At 67.8% G+C, this 23275-nt stretch carries 18 protein-coding genes; 6 read left to right on the top strand and 12 right to left on the bottom strand.

Annotation, left to right across the window (positions count from 1 at the left end):
* Positions 1-133 precede the first annotated feature (133 nt).
* The 4 genes from Rhe02_RS17345 to fxsT form a co-directional block, all read right to left on the bottom strand.
* Positions 134-1369 (bottom strand): NAD(P)/FAD-dependent oxidoreductase, encoded by a 1236-nt coding sequence (locus tag Rhe02_RS17345; protein ID WP_203909280.1) that lies wholly within the window; start codon positions 1367-1369, stop codon positions 134-136.
* 11 nt (positions 1370-1380) lie between these two features.
* Complete coding sequence (locus Rhe02_RS17340) at positions 1381-2250, bottom strand: hypothetical protein (RefSeq protein WP_203909279.1); 870 nt, start codon at positions 2248-2250, stop codon at positions 1381-1383.
* Positions 2251-2275: 25 nt separating this feature from the next.
* Positions 2276-2650, bottom strand: coding sequence for a nitroreductase family deazaflavin-dependent oxidoreductase (locus Rhe02_RS17335; protein ID WP_203909278.1), 375 nt, complete (start codon positions 2648-2650; stop codon positions 2276-2278).
* 167 nt (positions 2651-2817) lie between these two features.
* Complete coding sequence (gene fxsT / locus Rhe02_RS17330; RefSeq protein ID WP_203909277.1) at positions 2818-5277, bottom strand: FxSxx-COOH system tetratricopeptide repeat protein; 2460 nt, start codon at positions 5275-5277, stop codon at positions 2818-2820.
* Positions 5278-5444: 167 nt separating this feature from the next.
* Between fxsT and Rhe02_RS50520 the strand changes: the two genes are divergently transcribed.
* Positions 5445-5579, top strand: a complete 135-nt coding sequence (locus tag Rhe02_RS50520) for a hypothetical protein (RefSeq protein WP_275412619.1) — start codon at positions 5445-5447, stop codon at positions 5577-5579.
* 105 nt (positions 5580-5684) lie between these two features.
* Positions 5685-6737 (top strand): magnesium and cobalt transport protein CorA, encoded by a 1053-nt coding sequence (locus tag Rhe02_RS17325; protein WP_203909379.1) that lies wholly within the window; start codon positions 5685-5687, stop codon positions 6735-6737.
* A 14-nt stretch (positions 6738-6751) separates the two neighbouring features.
* On the opposite strand, the gene Rhe02_RS17320 is transcribed toward Rhe02_RS17325, so the two are convergent.
* The 3 genes from Rhe02_RS17320 to Rhe02_RS17310 form a co-directional block, all read right to left on the bottom strand.
* On the bottom strand, positions 6752-7372 hold the full coding sequence (locus Rhe02_RS17320) for a histidine phosphatase family protein (RefSeq protein ID WP_203909276.1): 621 nt from the start codon (positions 7370-7372) through the stop codon (positions 6752-6754).
* Positions 7373-7476: 104 nt separating this feature from the next.
* On the bottom strand, positions 7477-9042 hold the full coding sequence (locus Rhe02_RS17315; RefSeq protein ID WP_203909275.1) for a glycoside hydrolase family 183 protein: 1566 nt from the start codon (positions 9040-9042) through the stop codon (positions 7477-7479).
* A gap of 86 nt (positions 9043-9128) precedes the next feature.
* On the bottom strand, positions 9129-10283 hold the full coding sequence (locus Rhe02_RS17310; RefSeq protein WP_239123882.1) for a glycoside hydrolase family 172 protein: 1155 nt from the start codon (positions 10281-10283) through the stop codon (positions 9129-9131).
* Between the two features lie 65 nt (positions 10284-10348).
* Between Rhe02_RS17310 and Rhe02_RS17305 the strand changes: the two genes are divergently transcribed.
* The 4 genes from Rhe02_RS17305 to Rhe02_RS17290 are packed head-to-tail and all read left to right on the top strand — an operon-like array spanning position 10349 to position 17028.
* Positions 10349-11323: a LacI family DNA-binding transcriptional regulator gene (locus Rhe02_RS17305; RefSeq protein ID WP_203909274.1), complete on the top strand. Its 975-nt coding sequence runs from the start codon at positions 10349-10351 to the stop codon at positions 11321-11323.
* 39 nt (positions 11324-11362) lie between these two features.
* Positions 11363-12871, top strand: a complete 1509-nt coding sequence (locus Rhe02_RS17300; protein WP_203909273.1) for an FGGY-family carbohydrate kinase — start codon at positions 11363-11365, stop codon at positions 12869-12871.
* A 42-nt stretch (positions 12872-12913) separates the two neighbouring features.
* A complete protein-coding gene (locus Rhe02_RS17295) occupies positions 12914-15394 on the top strand; it encodes a GH116 family glycosyl hydrolase (protein WP_203909272.1) in 2481 nt (826 codons plus the stop codon).
* Complete coding sequence (locus tag Rhe02_RS17290) at positions 15391-17028, top strand: fucose isomerase (protein WP_203909271.1); 1638 nt, start codon at positions 15391-15393, stop codon at positions 17026-17028. The genes Rhe02_RS17295 and Rhe02_RS17290 overlap by 4 nt, the downstream gene beginning before the upstream one ends.
* Before the next feature lie 113 nt (positions 17029-17141).
* On the opposite strand, the gene Rhe02_RS17285 is transcribed toward Rhe02_RS17290, so the two are convergent.
* The 5 genes from Rhe02_RS17285 to Rhe02_RS17265 form a co-directional block, all read right to left on the bottom strand.
* Positions 17142-18533, bottom strand: coding sequence for a mannitol dehydrogenase family protein (locus tag Rhe02_RS17285; protein ID WP_203909270.1), 1392 nt, complete (start codon positions 18531-18533; stop codon positions 17142-17144).
* Positions 18530-19351, bottom strand: coding sequence for a carbohydrate ABC transporter permease (locus tag Rhe02_RS17280; RefSeq protein ID WP_203909269.1), 822 nt, complete (start codon positions 19349-19351; stop codon positions 18530-18532). Before Rhe02_RS17280 ends, Rhe02_RS17285 begins: the two co-directional genes overlap by 4 nt.
* Positions 19352-19368: 17 nt before the next feature.
* Positions 19369-20322 carry a carbohydrate ABC transporter permease gene (locus tag Rhe02_RS17275; RefSeq protein WP_203909268.1) on the bottom strand — a complete coding sequence of 318 codons (954 nt, stop codon included), beginning with the start codon at positions 20320-20322 and terminating at the stop codon, positions 19369-19371.
* 68 nt (positions 20323-20390) lie between these two features.
* Entirely contained in the window at positions 20391-21716 is a 1326-nt protein-coding gene (locus Rhe02_RS17270) for an ABC transporter substrate-binding protein (protein WP_203909267.1), read from the bottom strand.
* A gap of 57 nt (positions 21717-21773) precedes the next feature.
* Positions 21774-22802 (bottom strand): glycoside hydrolase family 183 protein, encoded by a 1029-nt coding sequence (locus Rhe02_RS17265; protein ID WP_203909266.1) that lies wholly within the window; start codon positions 22800-22802, stop codon positions 21774-21776.
* Positions 22803-23275 lie beyond the last annotated feature (473 nt).

Here is a 23275-nt window from a genome sequence, read left to right as displayed (position 1 = left end):
GCTGCGGCCGTGTGGCTTTCTGCGTAAACATCGCGGATTCTCCTTGGTCTGAAAACGTCTGGACATCAAGGTAGAGGCAACGCGATCGCCTTGGCAACACCTTTTCGAATCGAATGTGGGTCAGATTTGCGGGCTATCGAAGTTGTTCAGCTTCCGGATCCGGCAGCGTCGGGCGGTCCAGCCGGAGGTGGGTCAGGTTGGCCAGCGGGCTGCCGCCGGTGAGGTGTGCGGCCAGAAGCTTGCCGATGCTGGCTCCGAAGGGCATGCCGTGCCCGCTGAAGCCGCCGACCGCCCAGAGCGATTCGTCAATTTCGTCGACGATCGGAATCCAGTCGGGGGTGAAGGCCATCGCTCCGGCCCAGCCGCGCTGGACGCCGATCTCGGTGAGGTCGGGGAACAACGATGGCAGGATGCCTTGCAGCGCTTGATGAACTTCGGGCTGCGGGACCTGCGCGGTGGCGTCGGTCACCGGTGCGCCGACACTGCGGCATCCGCCGAGCAGGATCGTGCCATCGGGCATCTGCTGCCAGTACTCGCCGTGGGCGGTGACTTGGGCGGCCATGCCGCAGTCAAACATGGCGGGCATCGGCTGGGTCGCGATGAGCTGACCCTGCACCGGACGAATCACCTTGCCCAGCAAAGGAAACAGCTCGGAAAGCCAGGCATTTACCGCCGCCACCACGATGCGTGCGGTGATGTTTCCATGGCTGGTTTCGACCGATACCTTACCGCCGCCGATGGCCCGGATTGCTTCTACAGCAACGCCTGTGCAGATTATCGCCCCGTGCCGCTGCGCCGCGGCGGCGACGCCGTCAACGAGGGCAACAGAATTCACCGTCGCGCCGGGCAGCATCATCGCGCCGGGAATGGTGTCGCTCAGCCGGGTGCCGATTCGGGGCTGAAGCTGGTCGCGGTCGAGCCAGGCGGCCTCGAACCCGTGCCGCCGCGTCGCTTCGATGTCGGCCAGACAGCTCGCCGCGTCTTCTTCGCCGGTGGCGAGCTGGAGGAAGACACCGGGTCGATACTCGGCCGTGAGATGTTCCTCTTCGACAACCTGACCGAGCAGGCCGGCGCCTTCCGCGGCAAGCTGGCGAATGGCCATCGCGGTCGGCGCTCCCAGCCGCAGCACCGCCTGATCGTAGGCCTCGGCGGTGGTGGGTATGACCAGACCGCTGTTGCGCCCGGTAGCGCCCCACGCGACGGCATGCCGTTCCACCACAACGACGCTGCTTCCCGCTCGGGCCAGCCAGTAGGCACACATCGCGCCGAGCAGGCCCGCGCCCACGACCACGAAGTCGGCCTCGCGGGGCGGCTCACCGGAGCCGACAACGGCCCGCGACCCGCTCTGCCAAAGCGAACTGGTTTGCACCACGACCTCCTTCAGGCGAGCGGGAGGGCCGCGGCGACCCGGGTGCGATCGTCGTGGAACCCGATGATCTGTGCCTCCAATGCAGACGGTGCCGGGCCATGGGCCGCGAGCCGGCGGCACACCGCGTAATCGCGGGCGTCGGCTTCATAGGTGTCAAGCCAGCGCTGGAAGCGACGTTGCGCACCGTCATCCAGGAATGGCCAGCGGTCGCGCGGTGCTTTCAGGCCCGGCAGGCGCCACGGTTTGGGAGTCAGCCGGGCGCGAAACGTCCCGTGGGTGCGGCACAGCTCGCGGTAGATCGGGTCGGTGTCCAGCTCGGCCAGGATCTGTGCCCCATGGGCCGACGTCGCGGGCTCGCTGACGCCGGTGACGAACACCCGCAGCCCGGAGGCGGTGCGGTAGACGATGACACCCAGGCTCGGGTGGGCGTCGGCCCAGCTCGCCAGCGTGCCAAGGCGTTGCGTGACCGATGCCGGCTCAGGCGAAGGGTCGTCCTGGGGCGCAGACCGCCGGAACATGCGCCGGAGAAGCCCGCCGGAGCGCTGCTGCTCCAGCTCGGGCAGATCGACGTCGGCGATCAGGACCCGGTCGGTGTTGAGGATTTCGGCCCCGTACCGGTTGCGGGTCACCACAAGGAATTGCTCGCCGTCTGCGGACAGCTCGTCCACTATGGGCTCGCGCAGCGGAACCCGTGGATAGTAGCCGCCCACCTTCGCCCCGGATCGGATGTCGGCCAGCGTCGATCGCAGCCGTTCCTGCGCAACGGCCATCGCCTCGGCCGCGGAGGACACCGACCATCCCCACACCCGCCGAAACAGGCGCTCCCCGCGCGGACCGGTCGCCGAACCTTCGACCGCGGCCCAGAATTTCGGAATCTGCACCCATCCTCCTGTGTCGGTATCGGTGTCAGGGACCGGGATCTGGCCTGGGCGCCAGCACCACGACCGCGGTCTGCGACGGCCGAAGGGCCGCATAGCCATCCAGGTGCGCCCCAAGCTCCCGCCACCTCGCCCACAGGCGTGACCGCTCGTCGCCCTGCGCCGCACGCGCTCTCACCAGGCGAGGCCCATCGACCAGGTCGACTTTCGCGTCGGGATGGGCCTGAAGATTGAGCCACCACGCGGGCTCGCCCGCCGCCCAGCCGTTCATCGCCATCGCAATCAGGTCCGGGCCGTCTTCGAAGTACGCGATGATCACGCTGCGTTCCCGCGCCGTGCGGCGGCCGACCGTGGTCAGGCGCAGCGTGCCCCAGCGATGAGCCTTCGGACGCCACAGCGCCATTCGGCCACCGGCAACGCGATACACCGCGCGATGCACATACCAGGCGGCGCGAACGAACCAGCGAGGAGGAAGCCTCGGCTTTCGCACCCGCTCATCCGACACGCCAGCCACCCCTCACCCATTTCCCATGAAAGGCTACCTGTGTTGGCCGCGCCGGAAGCTTTGGCCTACCCGCCGTCCGGGTCATCGCTTTGCCCATCGAGCGCCTCGAGGTTCGCTATGGACGCCAGCGTGTCCGGGTGTTCCTCGCCCAGCACCCGCCGCCGCAACGCCAGGGTCTGCTCGTGCAGCGTCCGCGCCTCGTCGGTGTCGCCCGCGTCGGCAAGTACCAGGGCAAGGTCGTTCATGGAGGTCAGCGTGGAGGGGTGTTCGGCGCCCAGCACCCGCCGCCGCTGGGCCAGGGCCTGCTCGTGCAGCGTCCGCGCCCAGGCCAGATCACCCATCTCGTGCAGCGTCCTGGCTAGGTTGTTCATCGAGTTCAGCGTGTACAGGTGATCCTCGCCGACCTCGCGCCGGAACATGGTCAGGGCAAGCTCGTGCAGGGCTCGCGCACTCGGCAGGTCGCCCAGGTCACGCAAGGTCTCGGCGAGATTGTTCATCGACGCCACGGTTTCCGGATGCTCCTCGCCCAGCACGCGTTTGCGCAGGGTCAAGGTGCGCTCCAGCAGGGTCCGCGACTGAGCCAGATCACCAAGCAGGCGCAGCATCACGGCCAGATTGTTCATTGATGCCAACGTTTCGGGGTGCTCCTCGCCCAGCACCCGCTGCCGGGCCTGGAGTGTCTGCTGGTGCAGGGATCGCGACGCCGCCAGGTCCCCGAGGCCGCGCAGCGTGATGGCGAGGTTGTTCATCGACGCCAGTGTGTCGGGGTGCTCCTCGCCCAGCACCCGCTGCCGCACCAGCAGGGTTTGGTCAAGCAGGCTCTTTGCCGCAGCCAGGTCGCCCATGGCGCGCTGTACCCTGGCCAGGCTGTTCATGGACTCCAGCGTTTCCGGATGTTCGCCACCCAGCACCCGCTGCCGGGACAGCATGGTCTGCTCGTGCAGGGTTCGTGCTTCGGGCAGTTCGCCCAGATCGCTGAGCACCGCCGCCAGACCGTTCATCGACGCCAATGTCAGCGGATGCTGCTCCCCAAGCGCTCGCTTGCGGGCGGAAACGGACTGCTCCATCAGGTTCCGAGCGGTGGGATAGTCGCCGCGGTCCTCAAGATATTGGGCGAGTACATATTGCAGGGTCGCGGCTGTCACCGGCGGCAGGTCGTGCAGGAGCACGGCTTCCAGATGGGGGCGCAGCTCAGCGCACCGGTCCCACCGGTCGGCGGTGTGCCCTCCGGTCGGGAATCCCGCGATCAGCATCAGCGCCGCCGTGTCGGCCCAGGCGGCCCGGTCTCGCCGCCACCGTGACCGGGCCGGAAGCTGGCCGCGCACCACGGTCTGCACCAACGCGTGCACCGTCACCCCGGACGCGGTCGAGGTCAGCAATGACAGATCCGCCAGCACCCGCACCGCGCCATCGAACCCGACCGTGTCCGGCACCAGCCGGCGCAACCTGGCGGGCAGCAGCTCGGGGGCCGCGCCCAGCACCGGCGAAGGAAGCGGCGCCGGCGCGACGAATGCCAGCAGGCGCAACAAATCCACCGCCGCCCGGTGCTGCCTGCGGACGCGCCGGATGCTCACCGCCCAAGTCCGCGCCACCGGCTCGCGACCCAAGGGCTGGCCCAAACCCAGCAGCCGCATCGGCTCGCGGTCGTACCGGCGCAGATAGCCCGCCAGGGTGATCCCGCCCAGGCAGTACGCCGCGGCCTGCTCCAGGGCCAGCGGCAACCCACCCAGCCGCTCGGCCAGGACCACCGCTGCTTCGCGATCGGCGTCGCCGGTGCGATCCAGCAAGAAAGCCACCGCGGCCTCCTGGTCGAGGCGATGCACCGGCAGCGCTCTGATGCGGTCGCGCCAAGCGCTGTACCGCGAAGTGATCACGACTCTGCCGTCCCCGGCGACCGGCAGCAACCCAGCCACGTCCCGCGCCGCGGTGACGTCGTCGTAGATCAGCAGCCAGCCGGACCGGCGGCCCAGCTCGGCCAGCACCGCGGTCGCCGCGTCACGCGTGTCGGCGACCTGTGGCAGTCCCAGCCCCGGCGCGAGGCGGGCCAGCCCATCCACCACGAGGGCTCGCGAGCTCGCCGTCATCAGCCAGCCCACCGTCACCTCCTCGGCGTCGGCGAGGTCGGCGGCGTACCGCAGCGCCACCTGGGTCTTGCCCATCCCTCCCAAGCCGTGCAGCGCGGCGATCCGCACCCGCCGCCCCCGCAACGCCTTCGCCAGCGCGGCCAGCTCCCCTTCCCGCCCGGTGAACCCCGCGACCGGGCCGGGAACGTTCCACGGCCCGGCCACCGCCAGCTGCGCGTCTGATCGCCACGGCACGGGTGGTGACACGGCCGAGGTGTTGCCGGCCAGCGCCGTCACCCCACCCACCACCAGTGCCGCCACCACCGTCACGGCGACCGCCACGCCGGGACGGTCCTGCAACAAGCCGGTCACCCCGCCCACCAGCACCGCCAGGGCCGCCGAGGCGCCCGCCGCGCCCGCGCCCCGCCGGATTCGGCCCACCAGCCATCGATCCCACCCCATGCCCGCCATTGTCGAGCACGCAGATCCACCTCCCTCACCGGCCAGTCGACCCGATCGTCCAAGCTGATGCGTCCCACCAAACCAGCCGAAGGTGTGCGCGGGCGTGTCTCGGGTGCTGGCCGCAGTCATGGTTGGATGGCTTCGAGGCGGCCAACAGGAGGGACGTGATGAAAGGTTCACGCGGATGGTTACGCCGCTACGCGCCGCTGATCCTGGTAGTGATCGCGGTGGCGTGGATCGTCACGATCGTCGTATGGATCACCATCGACCCGGTGCCGGGCACCGGAAATCCCATGGACTAGCAGGCACGGCAATGGACAGGGAGGTTTGCGTTGGCCAATCCGAGCTCCGGTAGCGAACGGCCTGGCTGGGTGAGACCGCGGTCGTGGTCCCAGCCGTGGCGGCAGATGGCCGCCCGAATGGCCGGCAGCCACCTGCAGAGCGTCGCCCACGCGCCGGCCCCGGCGGGCAGGGTGGTCGACTGCGCCATCTACGCCGACGGGAGGCGTCAGCCCGGCCAGCTCAGCTATGCCGATGCCTATGCCGAGGTACCGCGTACACCGGGCGCCTTCGTGTGGCTGGGTCTGCACGAGCCCACCGCGGAGCAGATGGCCGATGTCGCTGAGGTGTTCAAACTCGATCCACTCGCCGTGGAGGACGCGGTCACCGCCGACTCGCGCCCGAAAATCGAGCGCTTCGGCGAGGTGACCCTCTTCGTCCTGCGCACCACCCGCTACGTCGAGCATCCTGAGCTCACCGAGACCTCGGAGGTCGTCGAGACCGGCGTCATCGTGCTCTTCATCGGAGAGAGGTTCGTCATCACCGTGCGCCACGGGCAGCTGGGCGCGCTCGGGCCGGTACGAGGCGATCTGGAGCAGGAGCCACACCGCCTCGCCCACGGGCCATGGGTGGTCGCCCACGCGATCTGCGACCGGCTGGCGGACAGCTACCTCGACGTCTCCACCGCGATCGAGGTTGACATCGACGCGCTCGAGGAAAAGGTCTTCACGCCCCGAACCAGCAGCAACATCGCGCAGATCTATCAGCTCAAACGGGAGCTGATGGAATTCAAGCGTGCCGTCGCGCCGCTGCAGCGGCCGATGACGACCCTGGTGGAGGACAAAACCTTCCTGCCCAAGGAGATTCGCCGCTACTTCCGCAACGTCAACGACCACCTGCAGCGCGTCGTGGAACGCATCGCCGCCTACGACGATCTGTGCAACTCCATCCTGCAGGCCCGCCTGGCACAGGTCACCGTCGACCAGAACAACGACATGCGCAAGATCGCCGCCTGGGCCGCCATCGCGGCGATGCAGACCGCGATCGCCGGAATCTATGGCATGAACTTCGATTACATGCCTGAACTTCAAACACAATATGGCTATCCCGCCGTCCTGACCGTCATGCTCGGCGCAGCGCTGCTCCTGCACCGCATGTTCCGAAGTTCCGGCTGGCTGTGACGGCGAGCCACCGGTCACCGCAGGTGGGCGGTGTCGTTGTAGGCGACCAGCCGCCACGCCCGCTCGGAGCGCAGATACTCCCATTCGGTCACCGACGTGAAGTCCGGATCGATCCGCGCGCCGGTGCCGGGACGGGGTATGGCAAACAGGTGAAACAGTGACCAGACAAGGAAACCCGCGTGGGTCACGGCGAGCACCGTCTGACCGGCATAGTCGCGCGCGAATCGGTCCATGGTGCGCTGCACCCGAGAGGTGAACTGATTCCAGCTCTCCCCGCCGGGCGCGACGGGCCGATCCGGCTCGGCGAGCCAGTCGAACGAGCCGTAACGGATGCCGAACTCCTGCACGCTAAGCCCATCACCGTCACCCGGGTGCAGCTCACACAGGTCGCAATCGATCGCCCTCACGGCGGCGGGCCAGCGGTCGCGGCCAAGGATTTCGGCCGTCTCGCGGGCCCGCGCGGCGGCGCTGGACAGGAGCACATCCACCGCCGCCGCGCCGCCGGCCCATCGGCGTCGCAGCGCGGCGGCCTGCTCGCGGCCGTGTGCGGTGAGCCCGGGGCACCCGAGGGGCCCGGCCACCACCTGACGTAGCGAGTGCCAGGACTCGCCGTGCCGAACCAGGAGCAGGCGCACAGCAATCACCTAACCAGCGGATCGGCCGGCGCGGCAACCCAGGCCGCCGCGCCGGCGATCGCGACATGTCAGCCCGCGAGGCGAGCATTCCGTCAAAGTCGCGCTCAGACCCGGGTGAGGGAGAAGTCGTCGAGCTGGACCCAGATGTCGCCATGGTCGGTCCACACGCCGCCGAAGACGGTGACGGCCGTGCGTGAGCCACTGTTGAAGTTCACCGTGAAGCGTGTCCACGGCCCGACAGCGTGGAAGTTCGCCTCGGCGATGACGACATCGTTGGTACCACGGACTCCGAAGAAGCCGTTGTCGCTGTTGGGTGAGGTACGCAGCCAGCCGCTGAGCTGATAGTTGGTGTTCGCGGTGACCGGCACCGTCTGGTGCAGGTCGTGCCACCCGCTGTTGTAGCGGGCGAAACCGTTGCGGACACCGGTGTAGCCCCAATAGCCGTTGTCTATACCGCAGTTGCCTTTGCAGGCCCAGAAGCCGCCGGTGCCGGAGCCGTTGAGCGCGCCGCGCTCGAAGCTCGGGTCGCCCATGAGGTTCGGGTTGACAACCTGCCCGGCCGTGTTGATCTGGATCTTCATCAGGTAGACGTTGTACGGATCCCATTGCGACAGTGCGAAGTAGACATTCCCGCCAGAGCTCCACGGGTGCAGGTATCCGCCGTAGAGGCCCGGGTAGTCGGCGGAGCTGACAATGATCTGCGCGCTGCTCCACGGCCCGGTCGGGGTGGTAGCTGTGCGCAGAATGATGTCCTCGCCCGAAAGGTAGCTCATCAGCCACCGGCTGCTGTAGCTGTCGTAGTGCACGGACAGCTCGGAGGCGGGTGCTGCGACGATCGGGGTCGCCGCGGCGACGTTGTTGGTGACCCAGGTGCTGCCATTCCAATACTGATAAGCGGTTTGGGTCAGCACCTGCGCCTCGGGCACCCGGGCGAGCCGGATGCTGCCGCTGCGGCCGCTGGGGGTGCCGAAGACGTAGAGGTAGCCGTCGCGGCGCTCGAACGCGTGCATCTGGAACTGGTCGGTGCCCGCCGGGTTGTTCCAGGTCGGCGTCCCGGTCGTGGTCCAGGTTGTGCCGTTGTCGTCCGAGTAAGCGATCTTGGCGTAGTTGGTGTCCCACTGGCCCGGTGCGCCCCAGTGCCTGACCGACATGAACGACACGTATTGCCGCGTGCCCACCGCGATTCCGGCGGTGGGAATCTTCGTGACCTCACCGCCGGCGTTGTTGTCCTGATGCAGACCGGGCAGGATCTCCCGGGCGCGGCCGTCGGGGCCGGTGACCGCGCTGGCGAAGGACATGCCGTCGGAAAGGTTGGTGTCGCTCGATCGCAGCAGCACATTGCTGCGCCAGTTCAGGTCGCCGGGGCCGAACGCGCCGCCGCCGGGGCCGACCCAGGCGTCGCCGAAGGTGTCGCCGAAAGCCGCGAGCACCTGACCGGAACCGTTGTCCCACAAGATACCGAGGTCGGTGGACTTGATGTTCCACCGCCCGTAGGTGTTGTTCGGGGAATTCGGGCCGGTGAGTTTCTGGACCAGGCTCGCCGGGGTGTGCGCCGAGCTGGCGACGGCCGGTGCGGCGGCTATGACGCCGGCGGCGGCCACGGTGCCGAGCGTCGTGATGACGCCGGCCAGGAGACGCGGGATGGTGCTGAGTCCGTTTTGCGATGGCATGTGCGGTACTCCTCCCAGGTGGAGGGCGCGCGGAGCCGCCGGGTGCGGCCAGGCGTCGCCCCGATGAAAAAGTGCTTGCCGGCCAATCAGTCCGGCATCCGCGGCGGTTGTGCTCCGAGGTCCGGCACGGGGGCCGTGCCTAGGTGCACCTCCATGTCGTCGGCGGTGGGCGTACGGGGCCGGCGTGCCGTGGGCCGGTCGAGATAGAACAGGGCGGTGGAGGCGATGTCGTCGCGCAGCGGCAGATAGCGCCAGCCCGAGCGCCAGCCGAGCGCCTGGATGTCCACCCGCAGCCGAGACGCGAAGTGGATCGGATCGGGTAGGTGCCAGCGGTACATGCCGAAGCGCTGCTGGCTGACGTAGAGCCCGTCCGGCCGGATCACCTGTGGCAGACCGAGGTAGGGCGTGGAGTACTCGGTGTAGCCGCGGCCGGGCACGTCGAAGTTCCAGGCGCCGCCGAAGTAGTCCTCGGTTCCGGTGCCGCAGATGGTGGGGTAGTCCTCGTCCGAGTCGAGGTAGAACTTGATTTCACCCTCGCCCCACCAGCCGTTGCTGTTGACGCCCCAGGCAAGGTAGGTGCCGACGTAATGGCCGGCGCCTTCGACGCCTTCCACCAGAACGTGGGTCTTGAGGTATTCCAGCGGATTGCTGCGCCGCCACTGGGTGTGCAGGTAGCCCAGGCCCGCGTAGTCGCCACCGATCTCGTAGGTGATCTGGTAGTAGACCCGCACGCTGACCGTCGACAGGTTTTCCAGGGTCAGCCGGGCGCCGTCGGCGAAGGGCATGGGCCAGTAGGAGTTGAAGCCGCCGTGCGGGTTGGCGGCGATGACCTGAGAGTTGACTTGGGCGAACTCGCCCCAGCCGCTGCAGAAGAAGTCGCCGTAGGGCACCTCGATCGCGGGCTCGGCGCTGCCGTCCCAGTAAGCGCGCAACAGCAGGGTGCGCCAGTTGTCCTTGTGCGTGGTGATCCAGATATGGGTGATCTTGCCTGGCCCTTGGATGGACGCCAGGTCGAAGGTCTCCCCCGCGGCGATGTCCACGCTTGGCGATATCTTCCAGCCCGCACCGAGGTCACGGGCGCACGCCGCTCCGGTGCCCTCGGTCGCCCGGCCGCCGCCGCCCGCCGATCCGTCGAAGTTCTCCGGACTGATCGAGCGGGTCTGCACAGCCCGCAGACGGGCGATCGTACTGAGGTCCGCGTTGCCCACGTGTTCTCCCACCTGGCGTGTAATCGATTTCACTACGGTAGGGTGAGGGGGCGACCGTGTCAACGGTTGACCGAAGCCCGGCCGATCGATGAGGAGCTATGCCAACGATCTACGAGGTTGCCGCCGCGGCCGGCGTCTCCCCCGCCACCGTGTCGCGGGTGTTCAACGGCGCCAACGTTTCTCCGGAGAAGGCCGAGCGGGTGCGGGAGGCGGCGAAGGCGCTGTCGTTCACGCCCAGCCGGACGGCGCGGACCCTCCGCCTGCAGAGCTCCGAGGTGATAGCTCTGGTCATTCCGGACATCGAGAACCCCTTCTTCACCGCGCTGGCCCGCGGCGTCGAAGACGTCGCCCGCGCGGCCGGCTACTCGGTGGTGCTGTGCAACACCGACGAGGACCACGAGAAGGAGCTGCGCTACCTGGACATCGCGCTGAGCGCCACCATGGCCGGCGTCATCATCGCGGCGGCCGGCGGCAACAGCGACCTGAGCGGCCTGCTCGCCCGCAAATGCCCGGTGGTGGCCGTCGACCGCAGCCCGCACGGGGTGGATGTGGACGCGGTCATCGTCGACAACCGGGCCGGTGGCCGCGCCGCCACCAAGGCCCTTGTCGAGCAAGGCTTCCAGCGCATCGCGTGCATCACCGGCCCGAGCGATGTCGAGACGGCCACCCAGCGCGCCGGGGGCTGGCGTGACGCCATCGCCGCCGGGCCCGGATTCGACGGCCACGAGCGCTATCTGCGGTACGCGAACTTCCGCGTCGACGGCGGCGCGAAGGCGATGAGCGAGCTGCTGGCGATGAGCGAGCCGCCGGACGCGGTGTTCGTGGCCAACAACCTGATGAGTGTCGGCGCCCTACAGGTGCTTTCCGAGCAGGCCAAACTGCCGCCCGACACCGGCGTGGCGATCTTCGGTGATCTTCCTTTCCTTCCTCTGGTACCGATCCCGATCACCGTGGTGCACATGCCTGCCCGCCACCTGGGGGTAACCGCCGCGAAGCTGCTGCTGGAGCGGATCAACGGAGACGACCAGCCGGCCCGCACCATCGTGCTGCGAAACCAGGTCGCCGCGGTGTGAGTGCTTGACGGTGAAATCGATTTCTGGCAGGGTACGGGCATGCTCAGCCAAGCCTGCGTCCTCGGTGTCGACATCGGCACGTCGAGCAGCAAGGGCGTGCTCGTCACGCTCGACGGCGCGATCGTCGCCACCGCCACCCGCGAGCACGAGGTGCACCGGCCCGCGCCGGGACACGTCGAAATGGACGCTCGTGTCTGGTGGGACGAGGCTGTCGGCATCATCCGCGAGCTGCTCGCCGCGCCCGGCGCGCCGGAGCCGGGGCAGGTCAAATCCGTTGGGGTGAGCGGCATGGGGCCGTGCGTCCTGGTCACCGACGTGGCGGGCGAGCCCCGGCGACCCGCGATCCTCTACGGCATCGACACCCGCGCCACCGCGCAGATCGAGCGGCTGACCGAGCGGCTCGGCGGGGCGGACGCCATCCGCGAACGCTGCGGCTCGGCGCTGAGCACCCAGGCGGTCGGGCCCAAGCTGGCCTGGCTGGCCGAGCATGAGCCGCAAGCCCTCGCCGCAACGTGGCGCTTCTTCCAGCCAAGCACCTGGCTGGGCTGGAAGCTGACCGGCGCCTACTATCTCGACCACCACTCGGCCAGCCAGTGCACGCCGATGTACGACACGCAAGCGCAGGACTGGCACGCCTCCTGGGTGGACGAGGTCGCCACCGGGGCAAGGCTTCCGCCGCTGGTGTGGCCGGGCGACATCGTCGGCCACGTCGGCGCGGTGGCCGCCGCGCAAACCGGTCTCGCCGTCGGCACCGCCGTCATCGCGGGCACGATCGATGCCTGGTCCGAGGCGATAAGCGTTGGCGCGCAACGGGTCGGTGACCTAATGCTGATGTACGGCACGACCATGTTCCTCATCAACACCGTGGACAAGCCGCTCACCTCGCCGACGTTGTGGGGAACGGTCGGCGCTTTCCCCGGCACCCGCAACCTCGCCGGCGGCATGGCCACCAGCGGCGCGATCACCGGATGGCTGCGCGACCTGTTCGGCTCGGTGGACTACCCGCAGCTGCTGGCCCTGGCCGACGCGGCCGGGCCGGGCGCCAACGGATTGCTTATGCTGCCCTACTTCGCCGGGGAACGCACCCCGATCGCCGACCCCAGCGCGCGCGGCGTGCTGGCCGGGCTCACCGTCGAGCACACGCGCGGCGATCTCTATCGGGCGGCGCTGGAGGCGACGGCTTTCGGTGTGCGCCACAACCTGACCGCGATCGAGGAGGCGGGCGGGCACGTCGAGCGGATAGTCGCCGTAGGCGGCGGCGCGCAGGGCAGCCTGTGGACCCAGATCGTCTCCGACGTGACCGGGCGCGCGCAGGCCATCCCGGCCAAGACGATCGGCGCCAGCTTCGGCGCGGCCTTCCTCGCCGCGGGTGCCGTCGGCAGTCCCGACATCGAGCAGTGGAACCCCATGGTGCAGATGCGGATCCCACGGCGGGAAGCTCGCGCCGGCTACGACGAGCTTTACGGGCTCTACCGCGACCTTTACCCGGCCACCGCGCCGATCGTGCACACCCTCGCCGATCGCCAGCGGCGCAACGCCGCCCGCTGACGGTCGCCCGAAGACGAACTTAGGAAGGAGGCTTGCCCCCGCATGCCCTTGAAACCCGACGCACAAGCGGCAGCCTTCCCGCTGGGCGGGATCGGCACGGGCAACGTGTCGATCGGCGCTCGCGGCGAGCTGCGCGACTGGGAGCTGGCCAACCGGCCGGCCAAGGGCGCGCGGCTGCCGTTCACCTTCTTCGCCATTCGGGCCGAACCTGTTGGTGGCAAAGCGGTCACCCGGGTACTGGAGTCACGGCTGACCGGGCCCCACGAAGGGGACCAGGGTTACGACGCCGGCCGGCTGGCCGGGCTGCCGAGGCTGGCCGACAGCCGGATGCACGGCCAGTACCCGTTGCTGCGCATGGATTTCACCGACGACGAGCTCGCCGTGCAGGTGGCTCTGACCGCGTTCACCCCGCTGGTGCCGCTGGACGCGGACACCTCCGGCATCCCCGGCGCGGTGCTGCGCTACACGGTGACCAACCCGCTGGAAGTCGACGCAGACGTCACCATCGCCGGCTCGCTGGCCAACCCGATCGGCATCGTCGGCTACGACGTGCATCACTTCCCTCGCTTCGCCGGTCAGCCGGCCAACGCCTGGGCCGACGCGGATGGCTTGCGCGGCATACGTTTCAGTAGCGACCTTCCCGACGGCGATCTGCGCCACGGAACCCTGGCCCTGGCCACCACCGACCGCCAGACCACCGCGAAACCGCAGTGGCTCACGGGTTTCTGGCAGGACGGCGTCCAGGTCTTCTGGGACGATCTGTGCGCCGATGGGCGGCTGGAGCCGGAGACCGCGTTCAGCATGGACGACCCGCCCTACCCGCCGTGGTTCACCAAGCTGCGCGTCGGTTCCCTGGGCATCGCCCACCGGCTGGCGCCGGGCGCCAGTCAGGACTTCGAATTCCTGCTCACTTGGCATTTCCCCAACCGGCCGCGGGCGTGGCAGGGCAACATCAATCTTGACAACACGCGCGCCGGTGAAGTGGTCAGGAACCATTACGCCACCGAGTACGCCGACGCGTGGGCGGTCGCCCAACGCCTCGCCAAGGACCTGCCGGAGCTGGAACGGCACACCCGGGCGTTTCACGGTGCCCTGTTCGGCAGCACCCTGCCGCCCGAGGTGGTCGACGCGGTCAGCTCGACCCTGGTCGTGTTGCGCAGCACCACCTGTTTCCGGCTGGAAGGCGGCACCTTCGCCGCCTGGGAGGGCAGCTTCGACGACGCGGGAAGTTGCGAAGGCACCTGCACCCACGTGTGGAACTACGCGCAGACTGCCGCTTTCCTCTTCCCGGAGCTGGAACGCGATGCCCGCCGCACCGAGTTCGTCCACGAGACCCGTGCCGACGGCCGGATGAACTTCCGCGCCAACAGCGTTTTCGGCAACGCGCCGTGGGATTTCCATCCGGCCGTAGACGGGCAGCTCGGCTCGATCGTGCGGCTCTACCGGGAGTGGCGCTTCAGCGGCGACCGCGATTTCCTGGCCGAATGCTGGCCGGGGGCGCAGCGGGCACTGGAATTCGCCTTCACCGAATGGGACAGCGACGGCGACGGCGTGCTGGACAGCAAGCAGCACAACACCTACGACATCGAGTTCTACGGCCCGAACTCGCTGGCGAATTCGATGTTCTTCGCCGCGTTGACCGCGGGCGCGGCCATGGCCGAAGAAATGGGTGATACCGAAGCGGCACAGCGCTACCGCGACGCGGCGCAATCCGGTGCACAGCGGATGGACGCGCTGCTGTTCAACGGCGAGTACTACGAGCAGAAGCTCGACGACGTCGACGCCCGCCGCTACCAGTACGGCAGCGGGTGCCTTTCCGACCAGGTGTTCGGCCAGCTGCTGGCCCACGTCGCCGGGCTGCGCCACATCCTGCCCGCCGAGCATGTGCGCAGCGCCGTCGCCGCGGTCTATCGCCACAACTTTCGCGCCGATCTGACCGGCCACCACAGTGTCCAGCGCACCTATGCCCTGCCCGGCGAAGCCGGTCTGGTGCTGTGTTCCTGGCCGCGCGGGGGCCGCCCGCGCATCCCGTTCGTCTACAGCGACGAGGTGTGGACCGGCATCGAGTACCAGGTAGCCACCCACCTGATCTTCGAGGGGCTGGTCGAGGAGGGCCTGCGTCTCGTGCGCGCGGTGCGCGAGCGGCACGACGGCCGGCGGCGCAACCCGTTCAACGAGGTTGAATGCGGTAATCACTACGCGCGGTCGCTGGCCAGCTGGGGCCTGATCCTCGCGCTCAGCGGCGTGGACTATGACGCGGCGAGCAGAACCCTGGCCTTCTCCCCCCGCCTGAAAAACGATGGGCTGAGCACCATCTTCACCACCGGTACCGGCTGGGGCGAGCTGATCCTCGCCCCCTCGGGCGCACAGCTGCGCCTGCTGGGTGGCCGGCTCGACCTCAACTCCCTCACCGTCGCCCACCCGCGGCACGGGCTGCTGGCAGCGGGCCCGGTGCGGCTCGCCGCGGGTGGCGCAATCCAGCTCACCGCCTCCGACCCCTCCGACCCTAAGGACCATTCATGAGCGGCTATCTCCTGCCCGCATCCCCGCAGCGGCCATCGGCGCAGCACCAAACCGTCTACACGATCGCCAGCGGCGACCTGCGGCCGTCCGCCAACATCACCTGCTGGCCGGCGCAGCAGCAGTTCGAAGCCGCCGTCACCACCGCCCTGGCCGACCTGGGCTGGGCGGTGCACCGGGCGCACCCGTTCGACCCGGACAAGGGGCACGGCTTCATCGACAGCCAGCGCTACGGAATCGAGGTGTTCAAAGGCATCCCGGTCGACGCGCCGCTGATGGTGGTGGACGCGGTATGGCAGTACAGCCACCACGTGCTGGCGGGCCTGCGCAGCCACCGCGGCCCGATCCTCATCGTGGCCAACTGGTCCGGGGAGTTCCCCGGCCTGGTGGGCCTGCTGAACCTGACCGCCAGCCTGACCAAGGCCGGTGTCGCCCACTCCGCATTGTGGAGCGAAACGTTCACCGACACGTGGGCCCGCGATGGGCTGCGGACCTGGCTCGAAACCGGCGAGGTGCGCCACGACCAGTCCCACGTCCGGGCCATGCCCGACCTCGACGCCGCCGCGCCGGAGGTGGAGCTGGGCGTGGCCCTGGCCCGCCAGCTGCGCGAGGACAAGGCCATCATCGGCGTCTTCGACGAGGGCTGCATGGGCATGTACAACGCGATCATCGACGACGAGATGCTCAACCCGCTGGGCATCTACAAGGAGCGTTTGTCGCAAAGCGCTCTGGTCGCCGAGATGGCCCGGGTCGGCGACGACGAGGCGGCCGCCGCGCAGCAGTGGCTGGACGAGCGCGGCTTCACCTTCCACTTTGGAACCGACGAGGCGACCGAGCTGACCCGGGCCCAGGTGACCAGCCAGCTCAAGATGTACGTTGCGGCGCTTCGGATCAGCGACGACTTCGGGCTGGACGCGGTCGGAATCCAGTACCAGCAAGGGCTCAAGGACACCGTTCCGGCCAGCGACCTGGCCGAGGGGCTGCTCAACAACGTCCAGCGGCCCCCGGTGCGCAGCCGCGACGGCGCCCGCGAACTCTATGCGGGCCAGCCGCTGCCACATTTCAACGAGGTCGACGAGGGAGTCGCGGTCGACGCTCTGATCACCAACCGGATCTGGACTGCGATGGGCTTCGACCCGGCGACCACGCTGCACGACATCCGCTGGGGCGACGAGTACTCCGGCGAATTCGTCTGGGTATTCGAGATCTCCGGCTCCGCGCCCGCCTCCCATCACGGCGGCTACCACAACAGCTACAGCATGCGGCAGCCACCGATGTACTTCCCGCTCGGCGGTGGCACGCTGAGCGGCATCGCCGTTCCAGGCGAGATCGTCTGGTCCCGCGTGTTCATCATGGACGGCGCCCTGCACGTCGACGTCGGCCGCGGCCACGTCGCCGACCTGCCCGCCGCGGAGACGCAGCGAAGGCTGGAAGCCACCACCAAGCAGTGGCCCATCATGCACGCGGTGCTGCACGGCGTCGGCCGCGACCAGCTGATGGCCCGGCACAAGGCCAATCACGTCCAGGTGGCCTACGCCCCCGACGCCGACTCCGCCGACCGGGCCCTGCTGGCGAAAGTAGCGCTGTTCGCGGAACTCGGCGTGACAGTCCACCTATGCGGAGACGTAAAGCTCTAGCCGACCAAGCCCTGGGATCTCAGACCCGAGATCCCAGGGCCAGCAAGGAAAACCACGGCCGATCGGCGCGGCCAAAGGGGCGCGGCAAGATCGGCGCCGCCCAAGCCACGCGGTCAGAGGTCGGCGAGGGTTGCCTGGGCGCCGCGGCGGATCAGAGAGTCCAGCGCCCAAAGGTAGTCGGCCGTGAAGCGGGCGTTGGAAGCCAGGTCGCCGAAGAGGTCCCGCTGGTGCAGGAAGGCCAGCGGCGTGTCGCGCTGCCGGGTCGCGTGCGCCATTACCCTGTCGCGCAAGCGGTCCACGACGTCGATCGGTTCGCCTTTCTCGTCGACTCCTTCTGTGTACCGCGCCCAGCTGGCCACGATCGCCGCCGACAGCCGCACCGGGCCGCCCGTCGCGAGCTGGTGGCGCACGACCGGCAGCAGCCAGGTCGGGATCCGGTCGGAGGAGTCGGCGCACAGCCGGGCAATGGTGTCGCGCACATGCGGGTTGGCGAACCGCTCGATCAGGGTGTCCTTATAGCGATCCAGGTCCACCCCGGGTACAGGATGCAGGGTCGGGGTGGCCTCGGAGTCCATGTAGCGCCGCAGGAGCCGCGCGATCAGCGGGTCCTGCGCCGCCTCGTGCACGAAGTGGTACCCACAAAGGCGGCCGAAGTAGCAGAGACCTTGATGGCTGGCGTTGAGCAGGCGCAGCTTCATCAGCTCATAGGGTTCGACGTCGGTCACCATCTGCACGCCGGCCGCCTCGAAAGGTGGCCGCCCGGCGGGGAAGTCGTCCTCGATCACCCACTGGAAGAATGGCTCGGCGACCACCGGCCAGGCATCGTCCACGCCGAACCGGGCCGCGATCGCCGTGCGGTCCGCGTCGGTGGTGGCTGGGGTGATCCTGTCCACCATCGAGTTGGGAAAGCATACGGCGGTGCCGATCCAGGCGCCCAGCTCGGGATCTTTCAGCGTCGCGAAGGCGGAAAGCATCCGCCTGCACACCTCGCCGTTGCCCTGGATGTTGTCGCACGACAGCACGGTGAAGGGGATGACGCCGCGCTCGCGACGGCGGCGCAGCGCTTCGGTGATCAGGCCGAAAGCGGTCTGCGGCACAGCTTCTGGCACCAGGTCGGCCACGATGCGCGCATCGGTGGCGTCGAACTGCCCGGTCGCGCGGTCGACGTGGTAACCGCCTTCGGTGATGGTCAGCGAGACTATGCGCGTCTGCGGCGACGCCATCGCTTCGATGACGGCCTGCGGGTCGTCGGGGGCGAAGAGGTAGTCGGTGATCGAGGTGATCTCGCGGGCGCTCTGCCGCCCGTCGGGGTGCTTGAGCACCAGTGTGTAGCGGAAGCCCTGCTGCCGCAACACATCACGCATGCGCCGGTCGCCGGGCAGGACACCCACCCCGCAGATGGCCCAGCCGTCGGCCAGGCCCAGCGCACGCAGGTCGTCCACGACCATCGCCTGGTGCGCGCGATGGAACCCGCCGACTCCGATGTGGACAATGCCGGTGCTCATTTGATCCCCGAGATTCGTACCCCGTTCACAATGAAACGCTGGAAGATGAGCAGCAGCGCGATCGTCGGCAGGGAAGCCAGAGTGGAACCGGCCATCAGCAAGCCCCAGTCGTTGCCGCGATCCGAGCGGAAGGTGCCGAGGAACTGCATGATCTGGGTCAGGTTCGGGTCGGTGATGGTGAGGACCGGCCAAACGTAGGCGTTCCAGTAGGCCAGATAGGAAGCGATGCCCATCACCACGAACGACGACGCCGACTGCGGCAGGAACACCTTGACGAAGATCTGCCACCGGCTGGCCCCGTCGACCAGTGCCGCCTCCTCGACCGCCATCGGGAAGCCCAGATAGAACTGCCGGATGAAGAACATCTGACCCGACGACGCCACCCCCGGGATGATGAGCACCGCCATGGTGTCGAGCATGCCCAGCTTCGACACCACCATGAACGAGGTGAGCAGGATGGCCATCCCCGGCACGAACATGGGCGTAAGGCAGTAGACCCACCAGAATCGCTTGCCGGTGAACTCCAGGCGGGCAAAGGCATATGCCGCCAGGGTGTTCACGGTCAGGCTGAGCACGGTGAAGATGAGCGCGCCCACGAAGGTGACCCCCATCGCCCGCATGAACTGGGGATCCTTCAGGATCGTGGTGTAGTTGTCCCAGCGCCACATGTCCGGGAAGAACTGGAACGGCGAGCGAAGCACCTCGGTCTTGCCCTTGAACCCGGCGATCACCATCCAGGCCAAGGGAAACGACACACTGACGGTGATGAGCGCCATGAGCGCGGTGGAGAGGATCCGTTGCGAGGTGGACCTGGTCATCAGCTGCCCCTGTGCGTCTAGCCGTCGATGGCTTTGTCGGAGTTGACGAGTCTGAAGATCACCAGCGAGATCGCCCCGAGCACAAGGAAAAGCATCAGCGACGCGGTGAGCGAGAAGCTGGTGGCATAGGGCGTCAGGTCGCGGAAACTGGTGAAGATGAACAGGTTCGGCGTCATGGTCGCGTCGACCGGGCCGCCGCCCGTCATGATCAGCGGCAGGTCGAAAAGCTGGATCGCCAGCGTGAAACCGGTGACCAGCAGATAGAGCAACACGTTGCGCAGCAGCGGGATGGTGATGTGAAACAGCCGCTGGAAGAAGCCGGCCCCGTCGAGCTGAGCGGACTCGTAGTAGCCCTCGGGGATGTCCAGCAACCCGGCCAGCAGGATCAGGGTGGTGATGCCGAAGCCGAGCCAGATGCCCGGAACGGCGATGGCCGGCAGCGCGAAAGAGGGGTCGTTGAGCCAGTTGACCGGAGCGTAGTTGAGCAGGCTGAGCAGCCAGTTGATGACGCCTTCGTCCTGGTACATGAAGACGAAAAGCACCGATGCCACCACCGTCGAGACGACCGCCGGAAGGTAGATGGTGGTCTTCATGAACGCTGCCGCGCGTTTGCTGAGCATCTTGATGAAGCTGGCCAGCAGCAGCCCGATGACTATCCCGGTCGGCACCGTGAGCAGCGCATAGTAGAGGCCGACCCAGATCGAGGACCAGAAACGCGGGCTCTCCAGCACGTACTGGTAGAACTGAAGCCCGACGAATTCCGGCTCCTCGTAGAAACTGATCTTGAAGGTGCTCAGGTACACCGAGTAGACCAGCGGCCAGATCACGAAGATTGTCAGCAGGATGACCATCGGGGCGATCATCAGGTAAGCGGTGCGGTTGTCCCGGCGATGGCCGGCGACGCGGCGTTCGGCAAGCCCGTCCGCGGCCGGTTTCGCCGCGGTGGCGATCCCGGATTCGAGAACAGTCATCGGTGTCCCCTTCGGCAGCGGTGCCCGGGTTGCGCAGTGCGCTTCCCGGGCACCGGAGTTCGGCAGGCTTACTTGGGCGCAGTCCCGGCGAGCGACTGCTTCTTAATGACATCGTTGATGGCGGCGTCGGCCGTCTTCAGCGACGTCGGGATGTCGGCGCTTCCCTTCATCGCCGACTCGATGGCGGTGCCGAAGGCGAGCGAGATGTCCCACGGGTAAGCGGGTTCCGCCTTGCCGAAGGGAACCACCTTCTCCGAGATGATCTTCATGAACGGGTCCGCCGAGGCGTCAGGGTTGCTCGCGAGCGCCAGGTCAACCGACGAACGCACCGTGTACTTGGAGAATCCGCTCGTCTTGAAGAAGTCAGCCATGATGGCCGGGTCCCCGGCGAGCAGGTACTTGATGAACTCGGCCGCTTGCTGCTTGGCCTTGGACTTGGCGTCAACGGTTAGCGTCCAGCCGCCGAGGGTGGCCGTGGTCTTGCCGGTGCTGCCGTCGAACGACGGGAAAGGCGCCACCGCGGTCTTCGGAATCATCGCCTTGAAGTCGTTCTTCAGCTGGCCGATCACCCAGGAGCCGCCCGCCATCATCGCCACCTCGCCCTGGCCGTAGGGCGCCCCGTCGGCGTAGCCAACCTTGGGCTGCTTGGGAATCAGTCCATTGGCATAGAGGGTCTTGTACAGACCCAACAGCTTCTCATAACACGGGTCCATGGCGGCGGCCTTGGACCAGTCGTCGTTCACCGGCAAGCGCCCGCAGGCGTTGTACTGCAAGCCCCAGCTCGACCAGCCGAGGTCAGGCGCGGCGGAGGCGATGGTCATGCCCTTCACGGCGCCCTGGGTCAGCTTGGTGGCCCAGACAATGAGCTCGTCCCAGCTCTTTGGCGGGCTGGCCGGGTCCAGGCCGGCGGCGGTGACCAGGTCTGTGCGGTAGTAGAGCACCGTCGACGGCTCGACCAGCATCGGATACGCGTAGTGCTTGCCGCCAATCGTGACGAAAGGCTTCACGTTGCCCTTGATGTCGTCGAACTTTTCGGCCGGCAACAGCTCGTCCAGCGAGGCGAACTGGCCCTGCGCCACGCCCGGCGAGACGTTGCCGTAGTTGGTGGTGGCGATGTCGGGCGCCTTGCCGGCCGCCTGTGCCGCCTTGAGTTTCTGCGCCCAGGTGTCGCCCGGAACAACCTGGTAGTCAACCTTCACCTTGCTCTGCGAGGCGTTGAACTGGTCGACATACTTCTTGAACCAGGCCTGCTGGTAGTCCTCGAACTTCTGCTGCCAGAACGTGACGGTGGTCGTGCCGGCCGGGGTTTCTCCCCCGCCGCTGCTGCATCCGCTCATCGCAACGGACGCAGTGACAGCTGCTATCGCGAGCATGACAATGCCGCGTCTGCGCATTGCTTCCTCCTCTTACTGCGACCCGTGGCCGAGGCGCAGATCGTAATAGTGCCTGGGTCAGGCTCTGCCGACTAGATCGGCCCGGTACCAGAAGACGTTGTAGGGGTCCCAGACCGAGAGGGTGAAATAGATGGTTCTGCCTCCGTCCGCGGTGAAGCGCGGAAGCATGTATGGCGAATAGAGACCGGGCACGTCGGCCGAGGAGACCAGGGTGATGGCGTCACCCCAAGGGCCCCAAGGCTTCAGGCCTTCGCGGATGCTCGCGCCGGCGCCGCCGCCATTGGTGTAGGTCATCAACCACCTGGAAAGGTAGGGATTCCACACCACGGACAGCTCGCCGACGGTGTCCTGCACGATAGTGCGCGCCCTGGCCCGGTCGTTCGACCACTGCGGCGACCCATCTTCGGTGGTACCGGTGAAGTAGCTATACGCATCCGGTACCTCGACCTGCGCTTCGGCGACCTTCATCAGCTGAACGCCGCCGAAACGGCCGTGCGTAACGCCCCAGAAGTAGAGGTCACCGTCGATTTTGGTGACGCTCACCTGGACGAAATTGCTGTCCCCGGGCCAGGTCGGCGCGGTCAGCTTGGTCCAGGTCTGCCCGTGATCGGTGGACTTGGCCAGGCCCGCGTGGTTGACCTCCCACTCGCCCGGCTCGCCCCAATGGCGTACCGACATGTAGGCGAGGTACATCGCTCCGTTCGCGGCGAACCCGTAAGTCGGGATCACCGTCATCTCGCTGTAATCGACCTTCTCGGAACCAAGCAATTCCTTGGCCCCGCCCCGATCGTCGACGATGAAACCCTCCAGCGCGATGCCGTTGGCCGGATCGGCGTCGGTGGTGTAGGCCAACGCGTTGGAGCGCCACTGTTCACCACCCCCGCCGGTGAAACCGGGCGCCCTCTTGCCGAAGGTGTCACCGAACACGAACCAAACCTTGCCTTCCGCCTCGAACATCGAGCCCAGGTCTGTCCCGGCAATCTCGAAGCGATCGGTGCGATTCGGCGAATCCGGCCCGGTCACCTGCGCCACCCGCTGCACGTTGGTCACACCCGCCAACGTGAAAGGCTCTTGCGGTGGGGTCATCTGCCCTCCTCGGGTGGAGCAGCCGGCAAACGCGATAGCGACGGCGAAAGCAAGCGCCGCCGTCCACCCACGACGCGAGCCAAAGACGTTCACGCGCGTTACCGGCATGTGTCCGCCTTGTCTCATCGGGAGCAGGATGGCTAGCAGTGAACCCCAAGAAATCGGTTTCGTCAAGCATGCCAGCTCTCCCGCGTGATACACCCCCAGATGGCCACCCCAGCAGCGCGAAATCGATTTCAAGATCCCTCCTGAATTCCCCCTGAACAGCTCTCACCACAGCACCCCGACACGTCCCCGACCCCACCCACCGCACGACCCCCAAGGAAGCGCGCACCCCGGGTTCCACGCACCCGCGCGACCCCCAGGCGCGACGCGCACGGCGTCCACCCACCCGCGCCTCCCGCTCGGCGTCCACCCGCGCCACCCGCCGTTCCCATGAGCCGGGCCGGCCCGCTCCCTTTCCCCCACCTCCC

The organism is Rhizocola hellebori, from assembly GCF_016862955.1.
GTDB lineage: Bacteria > Actinomycetota > Actinomycetes > Mycobacteriales > Micromonosporaceae > Rhizocola > Rhizocola hellebori.
Note: the sequence above shows the minus strand (reverse complement) of the source record. Positions and strands in the feature narration are given on the sequence as shown.

What these genes read in the sequence shown, in the direction of transcription:
- Rhe02_RS17270 (WP_203909267.1), bottom strand. Translation starts at nt 21,716, where the DNA reads ATGCGCAGACGCGGCATTGTCATGCTCGCGATAGCAGCTGTCACTGCG.
- Rhe02_RS17315 (WP_203909275.1), bottom strand. Translation starts at nt 9,042, where the DNA reads ATGCCATCGCAAAACGGACTCAGCACCATCCCGCGTCTCCTGGCCGGC.
- Rhe02_RS17275 (WP_203909268.1), bottom strand. Translation starts at nt 20,322, where the DNA reads ATGACTGTTCTCGAATCCGGGATCGCCACCGCGGCGAAACCGGCCGCG.
- Rhe02_RS17325 (WP_203909379.1), top strand. Translation starts at nt 5,685, where the DNA reads ATGGCCGCCCGAATGGCCGGCAGCCACCTGCAGAGCGTCGCCCACGCG.
- Rhe02_RS17305 (WP_203909274.1), top strand. Translation starts at nt 10,349, where the DNA reads ATGCCAACGATCTACGAGGTTGCCGCCGCGGCCGGCGTCTCCCCCGCC.
- Rhe02_RS17295 (WP_203909272.1), top strand. Translation starts at nt 12,914, where the DNA reads ATGCCCTTGAAACCCGACGCACAAGCGGCAGCCTTCCCGCTGGGCGGG.
- Rhe02_RS17265 (WP_203909266.1), bottom strand. Translation starts at nt 22,802, where the DNA reads ATGACCCCACCGCAAGAGCCTTTCACGTTGGCGGGTGTGACCAACGTG.
- fxsT (WP_203909277.1), bottom strand. Translation starts at nt 5,277, where the DNA reads ATGGGGTGGGATCGATGGCTGGTGGGCCGAATCCGGCGGGGCGCGGGC.
- Rhe02_RS50520 (WP_275412619.1), top strand. Translation starts at nt 5,445, where the DNA reads ATGAAAGGTTCACGCGGATGGTTACGCCGCTACGCGCCGCTGATCCTG.
- Rhe02_RS17290 (WP_203909271.1), top strand. Translation starts at nt 15,391, where the DNA reads ATGAGCGGCTATCTCCTGCCCGCATCCCCGCAGCGGCCATCGGCGCAG.
- Rhe02_RS17285 (WP_203909270.1), bottom strand. Translation starts at nt 18,533, where the DNA reads ATGAGCACCGGCATTGTCCACATCGGAGTCGGCGGGTTCCATCGCGCG.
- Rhe02_RS17280 (WP_203909269.1), bottom strand. Translation starts at nt 19,351, where the DNA reads ATGACCAGGTCCACCTCGCAACGGATCCTCTCCACCGCGCTCATGGCG.
- Rhe02_RS17300 (WP_203909273.1), top strand. Translation starts at nt 11,363, where the DNA reads ATGCTCAGCCAAGCCTGCGTCCTCGGTGTCGACATCGGCACGTCGAGC.
- Rhe02_RS17335 (WP_203909278.1), bottom strand. Translation starts at nt 2,650, where the DNA reads ATGGCGCTGTGGCGTCCGAAGGCTCATCGCTGGGGCACGCTGCGCCTG.